Raw genomic sequence first — 16,459 nt, 5'->3', positions numbered from 1 at the left:
CGAAGCCCCCGCCGCCGCGAACACTCCCAGCCAGGGGCGCCAGCTTCACGGCCTGATACTGCCGAAGTTGCCACCAAGTGCCAAGTAGCTCTCTGTCTATGCGCTGAAATTTCGAGGTCGAGTCGATGAACCACGGCACCCATCCCGAAGAACTGCCGGCCGAGGTCCTGGACGACGTGGCCAGCGTGGTTGAGGCAGAGGTCACTCTTCTCAGTCGCCTACCCGGAGGCGTCAATGGGGGTGCCATGCGCGTCCAGTTGGCCGGAAGGGCAAATGCAGTGCTCAAAGCAGTGCCCCGGGCACACCCCAACCACCTGGATGAGACGTTGCGGGCCCAGAGAGTGGTCGAGCACATGCGTAGGCGCGGCTATCCCACCCCGGCCTGGCTCGGAGTGGGGGCCACAGCCACTCATGTATGGCATCTGATGGACTTCGTTGACGCGGCTCCCGCGCCAGAGCTGACCCCGTCCCTCGTTGAGCAGCTGATGGAGATCATCGAACTCCAGGCTGGCCAAGCCTCCGAGCCCTACGACCACTGGTCGTACGCCTGGCGGGTCGCCACCGGTCAGGATTCGGCTGTCGCCGGGCTGGATTTCAACGAGACGCCGGAGCAGTCGCGTCTCCGCCAGTCCGTGGCCAGGCTCTCGGGGTATTCCTCCGTGGTGTCGGCCTTGGTCGAACGCCTGCGGCTCGTGTGTGCCGACGTCCCACCACCACGAGAGGCACCTGACATGGTCCATGCCGATCTCTCAACCCCCAGCAACATCCTGGTCCGTGACGGAACGGTGGTGGCGGTCGTGGATATCGGGAACGCAGGCAGCGGCACGCGGGCGACTGATCTCACCGCCCTCGTGTGGTACACCTTCCAGGATCCGCTGCTGGACGGTGTCCGAAGGCGGCTGTGGACGAGAATCCTCGACCTGGTCGGCTGGGAGGCGGCGGCGGTGCTCGCAGCGGCACAGATCCTCCTCATGCTCGAGGTCCCCATCCGTCACGGGCGCCACGATGCCGTTCCAGGGGTGGTCACGCGCGGCCATCGCGCCCTCGAAGAGCTGAACGCGCTTCGCTGACCCTACGGAGGGCGTTCGCGGAAACTGGCCCTACCGTTCCGCCCTTCACATCCTGGTGCAAGCCCCGGACGGGACCATGACCGCGTCCGCGATCATCTGGCTCGACGAGCACAACCGGACCACCGAGTTCGGACCCGTCGGCACACACCACCGCTATCGGCGGCTCGGCCTGGGCCGTGCCCTCCCGCTGCAGAGCATGGACCGCGCCCGACAGGCCGGCGCCGCCCGCATGACCGTCACCTGCCTCCCGACCTCCCCACAGTCGTCATGACCCGACCACCGTGAACGAGCCGGACTCGGGTGTCGGCACTCGCCTACATCCGCTCGCTCAACGCCATCACCCCACCGGCCGCCGCCTTCGACGCCGCCTTCTCCTCCGAGAGCTGACCTCTCCCCCCAGCTCTTGCGAGGCCAGGGGCCGGGTGACGACCACGCCACCCGGCCCCTGGCTGCGCTCATCGAGTGGTCACGACGTCGTCGGATCGTGGACGACGGCTGGTGGGACGGCTCGGTCTCCGGTGGCGGGTGGGGGTGCGTGGACCTTGATCGGCTTTGGCGTGAGGGGCTCGGGTCTGGCCGGGGCGGCCGAGGTGGCGGACGCCGCCGTCTCGCCGATCTCGGCGCCCGTGCCCTGGGCGAAGAGGGCGGTGTCGCTCGCGAAATCCAGCCAGAGTCCCGGCACCGTCGTTTCGGTGGACGAGGTGCTGGTCTGGAAGTTCCGCTGCCAGAGCGCGTAGACCAGCACATCGGGCGTGTTGGGCAACAGGGGGTCGTGGTCGCCGATGGACACGTAGGCCGGCCAGGTGCTCGACGAGCCGCCCGCGATGTGGGTCGCGCCGTTGACGTACGTTCGAAGGCTCGTCACATTGTGGGCGCCGGGGTCACGGCCGTAGACGGTGTAGCGGTAGGCGAGCGCGTGGCCGTCCTTGCTCAGGAAGACCGGATCGCCGTATCCGTCGGTGCCGTTTTTCACGAGGCAGTTGGAGGTGGTGGGGGCGGCGCCGCCCAACGGCATGACCACGAGGCACGATCCGAGGTCGGGTGCCGGAGCGGGCGGAGTGTAGACGAGGGCGACCTTCTGCCCGTCCCCGGAGATGGTCGGCTCGGTCACGTCAGAGCCGGGGAAGATTTCCTTGGTGGTGCCGGCGGAGGCGTCGTAGAGCCAGCTGTGACTGTGCTTGTCGGCGCCGTACGTGGACCACACGACGCGGTTGCCGTCACCGGACAGCATTCCCCTGCCAGGGGGGAGGATCGGGCACTGCGGGTCACCGCTGCCCGTGCAGGTGGTCAGCTGCTGCGCGGCGGCGCCCTTGGCCTGACGGTAGAGGTTTCCGCCCTTCGTGTAAATGACCGCCTGCCCGTTGTCGCTGACGCCCCAGATGAGGCTGCCGTCCTCGGTCGCCCACGAGGCTCCCGCGGCGATGTCGCGGATGACGCCCCTTTGGACGCTCGGGGCGTTGTAGCTGAAGCCGGTGTAGGCGACCACGTTGCCGTCTCTGCTGATCAGCGGATCGGTGTACATCGTGTAGCTGGGCAGTCCGTCCGGCTCGATGGAGGCCACGACGAAGGGGTTCTGGCCGACGGTGGAGAGGTCCCTTCTGACGATGTAGGGGTACCTGCTGGCCGGGTGGTAATACGGGGAGTCGTGCGGCATGAGGTTGCTGCGTCCCTGGGTGATGAAGACGATGTACCGTCCGTCGCCGGAGATGGTGCCGCCGTTCATTCCGCCCGCCGAGCCGGTGGAGTCGGGCCTGCTCGGTTGTTCCATGCTGCTGGCCAGGTCGAGACCGCGGGGCGACGGCGGCCCGGGGAAGGTCACGTCCAGCGGGGTGAAGGTCTGCGGCTCGGAGGGCAGACCGACGCCGTTGCCGTTTCGGGCCAGCACCGTGACGATGTACGCCACCCCCGGGGTGAGCCCCTGGAGCAACTGGTGCGTGGCGTCCCCGGCGGCGTACGCCGTCGTGATCTCGCGCGTCCCGAACTCCTGCGCGGTGATTACATAGCCGCTGATCGGGCTCGCGCCGGCGTCGGTGGGAGGCTGCCAGCTCACCGCGACGCCGCCGACGGTGGGCACCGACCAGTCCTTCTCAATGGTGGGGGCCAGGGGCGCGCCGAAGCTGCCGCCCACCGTCATCCTCGCCTGGGCTTCCAGGTCGTCGTGCGTGCCTGACGCGGGCGTCGTGGCCCGGATGACGAACGTGCCCGGATGGTCGGACAGGAAGGTCCCGTCGCTGTCGATCGTGGCGGAGGTGTCGTCCTTGATCGACCACTGAACCGGCACGTCGTCGGGCAGGTGGGAGACGGTGTGATGGAACGTGTATGGCATCCGGACGGAGGTCGTCGCGGTCTGGGGGACGATCAGCAGTCCCGTGTACGGACCGCCGGCGGCGAGCGTGACGAAATAGTCCATCAGGTCGTCTTTGCGGAACGGCGAGAAGTCCTTCTCCAGGGCGACCAGGTCAAGCGCGACACCGACCTTCGCCCCCAGCCGCAGCTCCCACCAGGGGTCCTGAGTGGTGTCGGCCTTGAGCTGCAGGTACGGCGTGACCGTGGGCGCGGGGCCGACGATGTGGTCGATCAGGAACTGCAGGTCCAGTGGAGTGGAGACAGTGATGTTCGCGTCGCCGTAGGCCTGCACCGTCTTCTTGAACGCGCCTCCGTCGCCGGTGTTCACGCCGTCGCACGAGCTGCTCGACAGTGACACGTGGCACTTCACTCCGACCGTGCGCTCCCAGGTGGCGGCGTAGGTGACGCCTACGCTGCCGTCCGCCTCGAACTTGAGCTTGACGTTGGCCCGCACGCACATCACCGTGTACTGGGCCACGGCGAAGCAGGGGCCTTCCACGTAGCCCAGCTCCTTCGCCGGTGGTGAGACCTCGGCGGCGAAACCGATCTTGCCGCGGGCCTCGAAGGAGAAGTCTCCGGTGAGGCCGAAGTCGGCGTAGGGGTTGGATCCACTCAGCCTGGCGTGGAACTTGGCGTGCGGCGTCAACTGGCCCTGCGCCTCGATGGCGGCGCTCATCGGCAGCTTCCCGCCGGACTCGAACTTCTTGCTGACCTCCAGGATGAGGCTGCCGCGGCGCCAGCCCACGCTCGCCGGTGAGACCTCGCCGGCCGCGAGGGAGCGAACGGCCCTGCCGTTCACCGTGGGCGTGACGACGCGGACTCCGGGCGCGGTGGGCACGAAGGTCAGGTCGCCGTTGTCGAGCGGCACGTCCAGCCACATATCACCGGTGGCGTAGACATCGGCGAGCGCCGCCGGTGTGGTGGTGACGACAAACAGGCCGTTCTGCTTGGTGATCTGGGAGACCCGGCCCAGGAAGCCCTGAGGGAGCATTTGCGTCACCGGGCCGTAAAGGATCGTGCCGACGGCCAGTGCGGCAATCTCGGCGGGCGGCTGCTCGAAGACGAGCGTGCCGTCGGAGTGGACCGCACGCAGGGTGGCGAGGTCGGCGTTGGACAGCACGAGCGGCGCCTGCTTGACGGTCTTGGCAGGCAGCAGCGGGTCGGTCGGTTCGCTCAGCGGGCTCACCCCCGCCGCGTTGGCCGCGGTGACCGTGAGGGTGTAGGCGGTGGTGGTGGTCAGGCCGGTGACGGTCGCGCTGGTGGAGGTGCTGGTCACGGTCTTCCCGCCGGGGTTCGCGGTCACGGTGTAGCCGGTGATCGCACTGGTGCCCGGATCGATCGGAGGCTGCCAGGAGAGCGTGATCGAGCCGTTCTCGCTCGCGGCGGCGGCGATGTGGGTGGGCGCGCCCGGTGGCCTGGCGACCGCGGGGGTGACAGGATCGGCGGTGGCCGCCTCGCTGGTGCCCGCCGCGTTGGCCGCGACCACCGAGACGGTGTACGCGGTGCCGTTGGTCAGGCCGGTCACCCGGGTCACGGTCGTGCCCGCGGGGACGTTCACCGTGACGCTGCCCGGACTGACGGTCACCGTGTAGCCGGTGATGGGCGAGCCGCCGTCCAGGGGGGCCGCCCACTGTACGTCCAGAGCCTGGTCGGCGGAGAAGACCTGCAGGGCGACCGGCTTCAGCGGAGCGACCGCCGCGACGGGTACCACCGGGTCGGATGGCCAGGAGGGGTCGCCGGTGCCCGCGGCGTTCACCGCGGTCACGGTGAAGGTGTAGGCGGTGCCGTTGCTCAGTCCCCCGAGGACCGTGCTGGTCTGCCCGGCGGAGACGCGCAGGGTGGCGCCGCCGGGCGAGGCCGTGACGAAGTATTCGGTGAGGCCGGTGGCGCCCGTGTCCGGCGGGGTCCAGGTGACCTCGACGGCCGAGTCGCGCGATTGCACATCAGTGACGAACGGTTTGCCCGGCGGCGTGGCCGGGCCCGGCGTCACCGGATCGGAGGGAGCGGAGGCGGCCGAGGTGCCGACGGCGTTGGTCGCGGTCACGGTGAAGGTGTAGGCGGTGCCGTTGGTCAGGCCGGTCACGGTGGCGGTGGTCGCGCCGGTCGTGATCGCCTTCGCCCCGCCCGGGCTCGCCGTCACCGTGTACCCGGTGATGGGAGAGCCGCCGTCCGAGGGGGCGCGCCAGGTCACGACGGCCGAGCCGTCCCCCGGACTCGCCGTGACGCCAAGCGGGGGACCCGGCGGGGACACCGCGGGCCGCGGTGTGACGGGCGCCGAGGAGGCGGAGGCGGCCGAGGTGCCGACGGCGTTGGTCGCGGTCACGGTGAAGGTGTAGGCGGTGCCGTTGGTCAGGCCGGTCACGGTGGCGGTGGTCGCGCCGGTCGTGGTCGCCTTCGCCCCGCCCGGGCTCGCCGTCACCGTGTAACCCGTAATCGGGGCGCCGCCATCGGCGGGGGCGATCCAGGAGACGGTGGCGGAGGAGTCGCCCGCCGTCGCGGTCACCCCCGTGGGAGCCGATGGCACGACGGGCTTCTTGAAATACGCGAAGGTGTCCACCGCGAGGGTTACGGAGGCGGAGCCGGCGTTGCGGACGACGAACTTGCCGTCGGCGCCCAGCTTGACCGGGACCTGGTTGGACCACCAGTCGCCCGCCTGGTAGACGATCGAACCCCCGGACGGCGGACTCGCCTGATCGGAGGGGTAGACCCGCAGCGTGCTGGCGGCGGTTCCCTTGGCCGTCAGGTTGACGGCGACCGCGCTCACGCCAGTGGCCGGCACGCCGCCCGCTCCGAGCGGTGAGACGGTGTAGGTGCCGTTCGCGGCGACCGTGACGCTGTTGGTGATGCGCGCCGGCGTCACGGGCACCGCGGCGGACCCGCCCGTGGTGGCGGAGGGCGCGGCGAAATAGCCGGCGACGTCGGCGTAGACGGTCAGCGCGGCGGTGCCGTCGTTGTTGATGGCGATTTTCCCGTCGCTTCCGGGCGCCGCGATGACGAGGTTGGACATTTCACTGGACGGGCGGTAGTCGATGTCGGAACCGCTGGGGATCGACGTGCCCGACGGGTAGGCGATGACCTTGCTCGACGCTGTGCCCTTCACGATGAGGTGGAAGACCACGTACGCGACACCGGTGGCCGGGATCCCGCCGGTGCCGGTCATGGTGAAGGCAGACGTGCCGCCCGCGGCCACCGTCTGCTTGCTGACGACCCGGGCCGTGTCCAGGGGTACGTACGTCGCACCCGCCGTCGACCCGGCGGCGGAGGTGAAGTAACCGTGGATGTCGGCATAGACGACGGCGGCCGAACTACCGGTGTTCTGCACCTTGATCTGGCCGTCGCTCCCGACCTTGACGATCAGCAGGCCGTCGTCGTACACCCCGGAGCGATAACGGGTACCTGTCACAGCCGGGGCGGCCGTCAGATCCGACGGGTAGACGATCAGGCCTCCGGCGGCGCCGGCGCCCTTGGCCGCAATGTTGATCGCGACAGCCGAGACCCCGATGGCGGGAACGGTACCGACCCCCGTCACCTTGACCGTCATCGTGGCGCCGGCCGCGATCGAGACGTTGGAGAGCACGCTGACCCGTGCGCCGAAGTACTGGCCCGCGGCGGGGCTCAGCGCGGCCGCGGACTGGGACGCGACCTGGCCGGCGGGCGACCGGGGAGGCGGGGACGGCGCGGACTTCGCCGCGACGGCGGGCACCGGGAGCGTGACCAGCGCGCTCACCACGAGGGCGAGCGCCGCCAGGAACCTCAACCAGCGATTGATCATGGGGACTCCTCATCCGAGGGTCGCGGGGGTGACGACCGTCGTCAGGGCCGCGCATGCGGCGTTCGGCCCAGTGGGGACCGCCGGGCGGACGTCCCGGCGTCGTGCGATTCCCTTCCGGACAGGGGGCTCTGTTCCGGCGCGGGTGAGATTTACTACTTGATCATTTCCGGGTCAGGCTTATGATAGAAAATCGTTCTGACCGATCTATGACCGGAAAATTCCTGATTTAGGGACTCCGCACATTGGCATCCGGACAGGCGACGCCGGGGGACGGTGGGATGCATGGACGGCTACGGGGGCTCGGTCGCGACCACGTATTTCGGCGTCCTCGGACCGCTGCGCGTATGGGCCGGAGGCGGGGAGCACGCGATCTCCCGGCGGAACGTCGCGCGGCTGCTCGGCGCACTGCTGCTCACGCCCGGACGCCTGGTGAACAGAGACTTTCTGGTGGATCAGGTCTGGGGCCCGAGCGGCTGTGACCAGCGGACCCTGCACACCACGATCTTCAGGCTCCGTGGCTGGCTGGAGGAGCAGGCCGGTCTCGCCGGCGTCGTCACGCGTGTCGGACACGACTACCGGATCGACGTGCCGCCCGAACAGGTCGACGTCGGCAGGTTTCGCGACCTGGCCCGCCGGGCCCGGGACGAGCGGGATCCGGACGTACGTGTGGAGCTGCTGCGATCCGCGCTCGCGGTGTGGCGGGGGCCCGCGCTCGACGGGCTCTTGGAATCCGGGGCATCGGCCGTTGTCGGCGAGTTGGACAAGGCCCGTGCCGAGTGCGCGTGCCGGTTGGCGGAAGCGGCACTGGAGCGCGGCCGTCCAGATGCCGCGCTCGACCCTCTGGAGCGGCTGGCCGATGAGCTGCCGTTCGACGAGATCGTGAATGCTCACGTGATCACGCTGCTCGCGCGCTGCGGCCGCCGCGCCGAGGCGCGGCGGCGGTTCGCGACGCTGCGCCGCCGCCTGGCCGACGAACTCGGGGTGGATCCCTCTCCCTCACTCGTCGAGGCATACCTCGGACTGCTGGACGCTCCTGCGCCCACGACCGTCCGGAACGAGGCCCCACCCTGCCTGCTTCCACCCGACCTGCCGGACTTCACCGGGCGCGGGCGCGACCTCGCCCTCGTCGTCGGCGCATTGGCCGGCGAGACCGCGGGGTCCGCCGGCATGATCGCGATATCCGGGATGCCGGGTGTCGGCAAGACCGCGCTCGCCGTCCACGCCGCGCACCGTCTGACCGAGCGCTTCCCGGATGGGCAACTCTTCGCGGACCTGCACGCCCACGGGCCGCACCCCGCACACCCCGCGCAGGTTCTCGCCCGCTTCCTCCGCGTGCTGGGCGTCCATCCGACCGCCATACCCGAAGGCGTGGACGAGCGGACCGAGGTGTTCCGCACCCTGCTGTCGGAAAGGCGTGTCCTGGTGGTTCTGGACAACGCGGCCGCTCTGGACCAGATCCGCCCCCTGCTACCGGGCCAGGCCACCTCGGCGGTCATAGTGACCACCCGCGCACGTCTGGCCGAGCCGTACGGGATGCGGCATGTCGCCCTGGACGTCCTGGAGCGGTCCGAGGCCATCGAGTTGCTCGAGCGCATCATCGGGTGCGCCCGGGCCGGCGGCGAGCCCCGGGCCGTCGCCGGTCTGGCCGACCTGTGCGGGCGCCTGCCCCTCGCTCTGCGCATCGCCGGAGCGCGCATGGCGATGCGGCCTCACCAGCCGGTGGCCTCACTGGTCCGCCGCCTCGCCGACGCCGCGAACCCGCTCGACCAACTGGCCGTCGGAGCGCTGGACGTGCGTGCCGGCCTGGAACTCAGCTACGCCGGCCTGGCTCCCACGGAGCGGCGGCTGTTCCGACTGCTGGGACTGCTCGACATGAGTGACTTCGCCGGCTGGACGGTCGCAGCCCTGCTCGACGGATCGCCCGCCGAGACGGAGGAACTGGCCGAGTGCCTCGTGGATGCGCATCTGCTGACCGCAGTCCGGGTGGCGGATACCGGGGAAATCCGTTACCGCTTTCACGATCTCGTACGCGCCTTCGCGTCTGAATGCGCCTATAGGGACGAGCCTGAGACAGAGCGTCGCCAGGCCCTTCGCAGGGTCTTCGACCGGCTTAAGGACCTGATCGAACGCGTTCACGAATCGGCCTGGGGCAGCGACTTCGTGGTGGCGCGCGGGCACCGGCGCTCCCCTGCTGCCGACCCCGCTGCCGACGGCGGGTCCTCAGTCCCGCACCGTTGGTTCCACGCCGAAAGGGCGAACATCGTCACGGCCGTGCGCCAGGCCGCGAATCTCGGGATGCACCGAACGTGCTGGACGCTCGCGATCGGCGCCACCTTCCTTTACGAATCCCACCACGCGTACGACGAGTGGCGCCAGACTCACCAGGTGGCGCTGTCGGCTGCCGCCGCGAGTGGTGACGACCTCGGCGTAGCCGCGGTGAACGGCAGTCTCGCCCTGATGCACGCGGACATGCATCAGTGGGGACAGGCCGAGATGGCCCTGGAGGCCAGCGTGCCGCTGCTGGAGTCCCGGGACGAGGAGACGCTCGGCCGCCTTCTCGTCCTCGCCGGCTGGATCGACTACAAGCGCGGGCGGTTCCGTGAAGCGCTGTTCCACTACCAGCGGGCCATCGCGATTCTCCAGAGGTCGGGAAGCCGCGGCGCCCTCGCGATGGCCTTGCGGTGTGCTGCTCAGCTTCACCTCGATCTCGGCGAGCTCGACCTCGCCGAGCAGGCCGTGGAGCGGGCTCTCGCGCTCGGCGAGGCCGGCGGCCACTACTCACGGCTGAGAGCCCTGGCCATCTTCGGTGATCTTCGGGTGGCCGGCGACCGCTTGGCCGACGCGCAGTCGGTCTTCGGCGAGGTGCTCGACGCCGCTCACCAAACCGGCTCCCCCCGTCTCCAGGTCCACGCCCTGTATGGGCTCGGCATCGTCTGCTCGCGGAAAGGCGCGTACGACAACGCCGAGTCCTACCTGCGGGCGGCCCTGACCCAGGCGCGTCAGGACCTGCAGCAGGACTACCAGGTGCGTATCCTGCTGGCCCTGGCGGACAGCCGGCAGGGCCAGCGCCGTTACGACGATGCGGCCGACTGTCTCCACCGCGCCGTCGCCGTCAGCCGGTCAATGCGGGCACCCCACTGGGAGGCGCGGGTGATCCGGGCGCTGCGTGACCTTCGCGTCGGCTCCCGAGGCGGGCGATGACGACGCCGGAGGGAGAGTCTGACCTCGACGCAACCGCCCGGGACGTCCCTACCGCGGGACCCAGCGGATCAGTCGACAGGACGGCGGGGGTGGGAGCAGGGCGTTGACGCGGTCGGAGTCGGGCCAGACGTAGGGGAGGTCGTCGGAAAGACCGCGGAGCAGCGCCCCGAGCCCGCCGCGTCGTGCTTCACCCCCAGGCGCTCGCGCACGTAGTCGCGATACCGCGCAGCCGACCGCACCGCTTCCACCCCGACCGCCACACTGTCCGGCAGTCCCAGCGCGGTGCGTATGTGACCGGCCACCGCGTCGGGAACCTCGTCCAGGCCAGGGAAATAGCGCATCCGCTGAGCGCGCCTGCTCGGCGTGAGCCCCGGCACGCTCTACAACCACATTCCGGACCCGCGCGAGCTGCGAGCCAGCCGACCGGCGGCACTGGAAGGGGGCAGACCAAGTACGCCGGGAAGGGTTAATAGGGCTGGTCAGAGGCCGTGACTGTTGCTTACTCGGCATGGCCGTCGGGCGACCCCGGCGGAGGGGCGCGTGATCCAATGTCCGATAAGTCGCTGGATCTCCGGCATATGATCATGCGCCTATGAGCGACATCACCGAACCCGCGATCGCCCGGGTGGACGTCCGTATGCCCGGGGGGGTCATGGCCGAGGATCCGCTCGCGGTCCAGAGCCAGCCCAATATCCTGATCGGCATCGACGACGGGCGCGTGTCCTTGGACCCGGGAATTGGCCCTCCAGCTGGTCTTCGGAGAACATCCGGGTCGACATCGGCCACCCACCACACCGCCACCGGTCAGGACCGTACGAACCGTAGCGGAAGTGATCAATAGACGGAACAGGCCCGCATCAGTGCACATCAGGCAAATCCGTTGGAATTTCCCCAGGACTACAGCGAGGCCCACCAGTCCCAGTCCTCCACATGAGCGCCGTTCTGAACGCAGGCTGTGGCGTCTCTTCTCCGCGGTTGCCGGGTAAGATCCGGGAGTTTGAACGAGCCGTGGTTCCGGGACGGGAGTGCCGCGGCCCGCGAGTGTGGCGAGCGCATCCGCGAGACCGTCCGAGGGGGCATCACATGACGCAGCAGGGGACCATCGCGATAGAGCGCATGGACGGATCAGCCGCAGCGCCGGCCGAGGACGCGTTCAGGCTGATCTATGCCGAAGCGTTCGCCGAGCCTCCCTACAACGAGACCGAGGACGACGTCGCCGCCGCCTTCCGTCGTTTTCCCTCCCAGGCCCGCAAGCACACCTTCCGCGCTGTCTTGGCCCGTACCCAGGACGGCGAGCCGGTCGGCATGGCGTACGGCTACCCGCTCGACCCCGACACGGGCTGGTGGGACGAACTGACCGAGCCAGTGCCCGACGACATGCGACGGGAGGACGGACACCGCACCTTCGGGCTGATGGAACTTGCCGTGCGCGGACCGTGGCGCGGGCAGGGCATCGCGCGGCGTCTGCACGAGACGCTGCTCGACAGCATTGAGGCCGAGCGGGTGTTGTTGAACGTCCACCCGGGCAGCAAGGCAGCCTCGGCTGCCTACCGGGCGTGGGGATACCGCAAGATCGGCGAGGCGCGGCCATGGGGGACAGGCGCGGACCTCCATGACGTGATGCTGCTCGACCTGCACTGAAAGCAGCCTTATGAACGGAGCCTGTGGTCCCGCTGGCTGCGGGACCACACGCCGTTCGGTGCATTCGGCGATCGGACGGAGCCATTGAACCCCTACTCGGAGCCCGAGCCTTGTGCCTGGCGCACCGCTGTGCGGGATGGCCACGCGTCATATGACCAGGGGATCGAAAACCACGGCCAGGCCGCCGACGCGCCACCCGTGAACACGGCCGCCTGTCTCGATGGCAAGGTCAGTGCGAATGAGCCATTTCGTGAGCCTCTTCGAGAGAACATCCCGCCAGGAGCGCCGCAACCCCGCCGGCGAAGTTGGAGCACTCGAAGATGTCGTTGTGCGGGCAGGCCAACCCATGGGCGATGGCAGTACGTGCCACCTGAGCCTGTGCAATCCGTTGATCCAGCTCGTTGAGCTTGCGCTGGTACAGCTCCCGCCAACCGTCGCCGGCCGGCGAACGAGACGCGATGAACGCTTTGACCTCCCGCAACGTGAAACCGACATCTCGCAGCAACAAGACCACGCCGACCAGCTCGACCGCCGATGGCGGATAACGCCGTTGGCCTGAGACCCGGGCCGGCGCCGGGAGCAGGCCGAGCTCCTCCCAGTAGCGCAGAGCGGAGGTGGCGACACCCGTGCGGCTCGCCAGCTCACCGATCGTCAACTGCTCGCTCATTTGACTTCAAGCATACTTGAAGCCGTTGACTGGCGATCATGCAGACAGCAGGTACATCTCTCAAGCAACGCGCGCTCAGATACTTGGTGAGCCAGGCCCATCGCCCCCGAGGCATCATCGGGTGGGCGAACGGCTGGATGTTCGCTCTTCGCCCCTCCAACCGGCAGCGCAACATCTGGGCGGTGTCGTTGCTGGACGTGCAGCCCACCGACCGGGTGCTGGAGGTCGGCTTCGGTCCCGGCGTCGCCATCGCCGAGTTCGCCGGCCGCGCCACCCGGGGCCACGTCTTCGGCATCGACCACTCTCAGGCCATGGTCCGGCAGGCCACTCGCCGCAACGCCGCCGCCGTCCGCGCCGGCCGCGTGCACCTCACGCACGCCTCCGTGGAGCAGTTGCCGAGCTTCGGCGATCCGCTCGATGCCATCCTCGCCGTCAACTCCGCAGGGTTCTGGCCCGACCCGGTGGAGCGGCTCCGCGAACTGCGCCGCCTGCTCCGCCCCGCAGGACGAATCGCGCTCGTCAGCCAGCCCCGCTGCCCCGGCGCCACCCGGGACACCACCACCCGAGCCGCCCAAGAGCTCCAGGACCTGCTCACCCAGGCCGGCTTCACCCACCTCCGGGTTGAGACCCTCGAACTCGACCCGCCCGTCGCCTGCGTGCTCGCCAACAATCCGACCGGCATGCCGTAGACGTTCGCGACCTTGCGCCGTGCTGTCCGTTTGCCGATTCCAAGGTCGGGCGTGGATCCTTCGCCGGCAGGTACTTCGGCGACGTCTACGCCTCACAGGGTGGACCCGCCTTGACGCGCCGCATGAGTCGCTCCATGGAGCCCCGATATCCGTGGAGGTGCTCCAGCCACCACGTGGCGCCCGCGTCGGCATAAGCCTTCACCGAGGAGCCGGGCTCGCTCACTCCGATGATCGCCACGTCGAAATCCGCGTCCGAAGGCCGGTGCCGGCGCACTTCCCCGACCTGAACAGCGAGTGAGTCGGGCGACAGCGTCATGCGGCCTTCCTGGTCGTCGCCGCCGACGATCCAGCCATCCCAGCGAGCGGCACGGCGAAGAGCGCCCGGAGCCGAGCCGCCGACCCACACCGGGACCCGAGGGCGCTGGAGGGGCAGCGGCGACAGCCGTACGCCATCGACCGTGTAGTGGGCGCCCTGGTGGCGCACTTCGTCGCCGGACCAGAGCAAGGAGATCACTTCAAGTGCCTCGTCGAGCACGACCCCACCGGGCCGAGGCAGGCCGAAAGCGGTGAACTCACCGGTCACCCCGCCCAGCCCGGCACCCAGAATCGCCCGTCCACCGCTCAACCTGTCGAAAGTGGCCACGGTATGAGCCAGCGTTTCCGGACGATGCCGGGCCACGGCGGTCACCGCCGTACCCAACCGGATACGAGAGGTTTCCTGGGCAGCGGCGGCCAGCACCACCCACGGGTCGGCCGACGGCGTCCCCCAGGCGAAGGCAAGGTGGTCCCACACCAGCACCGAGTCCCATCCGGCGGCCTCGGCCTCCCGAGCCAAAGCAACCAAACGGGACGGCTCGGCGAGGTCACCGAGGATCGCGACGTCGATGCCGTAACGCATCTCCCCACCCAAGCACTCGGCTCCGACAGTTCATGTCCCTCTGAAGCGTCCAGAGCACCGTGACAACGCTGAAGGCACAAGACGAAGTGTGGACGCCTGGAGCAGGTGCCAAGACCTATGCCCGCCTCCCGCTCGCCGAGATGATGGCCGTCTCCATCAGTAGGGGTTCGGCTTGCGGTGATCGCCGGGCAGGGGCCAGGAGCACGGGATCTTCGGGCTCGTCACGGTCAAGTGACGCGGTCCGGCCGGCCGACAGGGTGAGCAGACCGTCCCTATCGGGTCGGTGAATGCCTGCCGCCCGCCGCTCAACTGCGCAGCTGCGCGTTGAGCCGTGCGGCCTGTCGCGTGAGGTGGTCGCGTTCGGGGAGGTTGGGCGCTGATCGGGCGGCTTCGGCGTAGAGCCGTGCTGCGGTGACCGGGTCACCGTCACGCTCGTGCAGGTACGCCGCGGCGGCGGTGTGGCGGGGCAGGGCGGGGTCGAGCTCCGCCAGGGCGGCCAGGCCGGCCCGCGGGCCGTCGGCCTCGCCGACCGCGACGGCCCGGTTGAGGCGGGCCACCGGGTTGTCGGTGAGGCGAACCAGTTCGTCGTACCACTCGACGATCTGCACCCAATCGGTCTCCTCGGCCGTCCGGGCGTCGGCGTGGAGCGCGGCGATGGCGGCTTGGGCCTGGAACTCGCCCAGGCGGTCGCGGGCGAGGGCTGCCTGGAGCACGTCGACCCCCTCGGCGATCAGGCGGGTGTTCCACAGGCTGCGGTCCTGCTCGGCGAGGGGTACGAGCCTGCCGTCGGGGCCGGTCCGTGCCGTGCGCCGCGCGTGGTGGAGCAGCATGAGCGCGAGCAGGCCCGCGACCTCCTCATGGTTGGTCTTGGCCGCCAGTTGGCGAGTGAGCCGGATCGCCTCGGCGGCGAGGTCGACGTCGCCGGAGTAGCCCTCGTTGAAGACCAGGTAGAGCACGCGCAGCACGGTGACGACGTCCCCGGGCTGGTCGAATCGGACGCCCGAGACAGTCCGCTTGGCCCTGCTGATGCGCTGGGCCATGGTCGCCTCCGGCACGAGGTAGGCCTGCGCGATCTGACGCGTGGTCAGGCCGCCGACCGCGCGCAGTGTGAGTGCGACGGCCGAGGCCGGTGTCAGGGACGGGTGGGCGCACAGGAAGTACAGCTGGAGCGTGTCGTCCACCGCCTCGCCCGGGCCGGGCATGGGCTCGCCCTCGACGCGTACCTCGCGGTGCCGTCGGGAGGTATCAGCGCGGGCGGCGTCGAGGAACTTGCGCCAGGCCACGGTGACCAGCCAGCCCTGGGGGTCCCGCGGCGGGTCGTCCGGCCACACGCGCACGGCCTCGACCAGGGCGTCCTGCACGGCGTCCTCGGCCGCCGCGAAGTCGGCTCCGCGACGCACGAGGACACCGATCACCGTGGGCACCAGCTCCCGCAGCAGCGACTCGTTCACTCGGTCACCGTGGGCGGCTCGGCCAGGAAGGGGCGCACCTCGAGCCACTCGTGGATCGGCTTCCCACCCGCACCCGGAGCCGCGGACAGCTCCCCGGCCAGCTCGACTGCCCGCTCGTAGGTCTCGACGTCGATCACCATCCAGCCGGCGATCAGGTCCTTGGTCTCCGCGAACGGGCCGTCGGTGACCGGCGGCCGCCCCTCGCCGTCGTAGCGGACGAACGTGCCCTCCGGGGAGAGTGCCTGGCCGTCGACGAACTCGCCGGTGCCCTCGAGCCGAGCGGCGAAGTCACGCATGTACTGCACGTGGGCCGAGATCTCCTCCGGCGTCCACTGGTCCATCGGCACGTCGTTGACCGCTGCCGGCGCGCCACGGTAGTGCTTGAGCAGCAGGTACTTGGCCATCATGTTTCTCCTTGGTGCGGTACAGCCCATTGTGGCCGTGTTCACTCAGGGGACGGAGCCGCGCGCGGGTTCTCGACATCCCACCGGGACTTTTTTTGGCGGACTTCGATGACACCACGCACTCCGAGGCGCCACGGAGGCGGCACAGGGGGCCACTACGTGTCCGAGGCGCGAAGGGCACGCCGGCGGGCCTGCATCTGAGCGACGCCCATCCCACGGTGGCCGAGCGGCAGCTGAGCGACGGCTGGGCCGACCTGGTCATCGTGTTCCGCTACGACGACACTGTGCCGGACGACGGCATCCGCTGCTCCTATCTCCTC

At 69.6% G+C, this 16,459-nt stretch carries 11 protein-coding genes; 6 read left to right on the top strand and 5 right to left on the bottom strand.

Going from position 1 to position 16,459, the window contains the following annotated elements:
- The first annotated feature begins 125 nt into the window (after window positions 1-125).
- Together ACQPWU_RS29350 and ACQPWU_RS29345 are read left to right on the top strand one after the other, a co-directional pair.
- A complete protein-coding gene (locus tag ACQPWU_RS29350; protein WP_433444955.1) occupies window positions 126-1,070 on the top strand; it encodes a phosphotransferase family protein in 945 nt (314 codons plus the stop codon).
- Between the two features lie 49 nt (window positions 1,071-1,119).
- On the top strand, window positions 1,120-1,341 hold the full coding sequence (locus ACQPWU_RS29345) for a GNAT family N-acetyltransferase (RefSeq protein WP_433445313.1): 222 nt from the start codon (window positions 1,120-1,122) through the stop codon (window positions 1,339-1,341).
- A gap of 195 nt (window positions 1,342-1,536) precedes the next feature.
- Here ACQPWU_RS29345 and ACQPWU_RS29340 read toward each other — a convergent pair whose 3' ends face one another.
- The gene (locus ACQPWU_RS29340) at window positions 1,537-7,188 is read right to left on the bottom strand and encodes a fibronectin type III domain-containing protein (protein WP_433444954.1); all 5,652 of its coding nucleotides are present in this window, start codon (window positions 7,186-7,188) and stop codon (window positions 1,537-1,539) included.
- A 282-nt stretch (window positions 7,189-7,470) separates the two neighbouring features.
- On the opposite strand from ACQPWU_RS29340, the gene ACQPWU_RS29335 reads away from it, so the two are divergent.
- From ACQPWU_RS29335 to ACQPWU_RS29325, 3 genes are all read left to right on the top strand, one after another.
- Window positions 7,471-10,389 carry a BTAD domain-containing putative transcriptional regulator gene (locus tag ACQPWU_RS29335; RefSeq protein ID WP_433444953.1) on the top strand — a complete coding sequence of 973 codons (2,919 nt, stop codon included), beginning with the start codon at window positions 7,471-7,473 and terminating at the stop codon, window positions 10,387-10,389.
- Between the two features lie 592 nt (window positions 10,390-10,981).
- Window positions 10,982-11,230 carry a hypothetical protein gene (locus ACQPWU_RS29330; protein WP_433444952.1) on the top strand — a complete coding sequence of 83 codons (249 nt, stop codon included), beginning with the start codon at window positions 10,982-10,984 and terminating at the stop codon, window positions 11,228-11,230.
- A gap of 242 nt (window positions 11,231-11,472) precedes the next feature.
- Window positions 11,473-12,030, top strand: a complete 558-nt coding sequence (locus ACQPWU_RS29325; protein ID WP_433444951.1) for a GNAT family N-acetyltransferase — start codon at window positions 11,473-11,475, stop codon at window positions 12,028-12,030.
- A gap of 229 nt (window positions 12,031-12,259) precedes the next feature.
- Here ACQPWU_RS29325 and ACQPWU_RS29320 read toward each other — a convergent pair whose 3' ends face one another.
- On the bottom strand, window positions 12,260-12,697 hold the full coding sequence (locus ACQPWU_RS29320) for a MerR family transcriptional regulator (protein ID WP_433444950.1): 438 nt from the start codon (window positions 12,695-12,697) through the stop codon (window positions 12,260-12,262).
- Between the two features lie 137 nt (window positions 12,698-12,834).
- Between ACQPWU_RS29320 and ACQPWU_RS29315 the strand changes: the two genes are divergently transcribed.
- Window positions 12,835-13,386 carry a class I SAM-dependent methyltransferase gene (locus ACQPWU_RS29315; protein ID WP_433444948.1) on the top strand — a complete coding sequence of 184 codons (552 nt, stop codon included), beginning with the start codon at window positions 12,835-12,837 and terminating at the stop codon, window positions 13,384-13,386.
- 85 nt (window positions 13,387-13,471) lie between these two features.
- On the opposite strand, the gene ACQPWU_RS29310 is transcribed toward ACQPWU_RS29315, so the two are convergent.
- From ACQPWU_RS29310 to ACQPWU_RS29300, 3 genes are all read right to left on the bottom strand, one after another.
- Window positions 13,472-14,284: an LLM class flavin-dependent oxidoreductase gene (locus tag ACQPWU_RS29310; RefSeq protein WP_433444946.1), complete on the bottom strand. Its 813-nt coding sequence runs from the start codon at window positions 14,282-14,284 to the stop codon at window positions 13,472-13,474.
- A gap of 305 nt (window positions 14,285-14,589) precedes the next feature.
- Window positions 14,590-15,735 carry an RNA polymerase sigma factor gene (locus tag ACQPWU_RS29305; protein ID WP_433444945.1) on the bottom strand — a complete coding sequence of 382 codons (1,146 nt, stop codon included), beginning with the start codon at window positions 15,733-15,735 and terminating at the stop codon, window positions 14,590-14,592.
- Window positions 15,732-16,139 (bottom strand): YciI family protein, encoded by a 408-nt coding sequence (locus ACQPWU_RS29300; RefSeq protein ID WP_433445312.1) that lies wholly within the window; start codon window positions 16,137-16,139, stop codon window positions 15,732-15,734. The genes ACQPWU_RS29305 and ACQPWU_RS29300 overlap by 4 nt, the downstream gene beginning before the upstream one ends.
- Window positions 16,140-16,459 lie beyond the last annotated feature (320 nt).

The organism is Nonomuraea sp. CA-141351 (assembly GCF_050944675.1).
Taxonomy (GTDB): domain Bacteria; phylum Actinomycetota; class Actinomycetes; order Streptosporangiales; family Streptosporangiaceae; genus Nonomuraea.
This window is presented reverse-complemented; position numbering and strand designations above follow the sequence as displayed.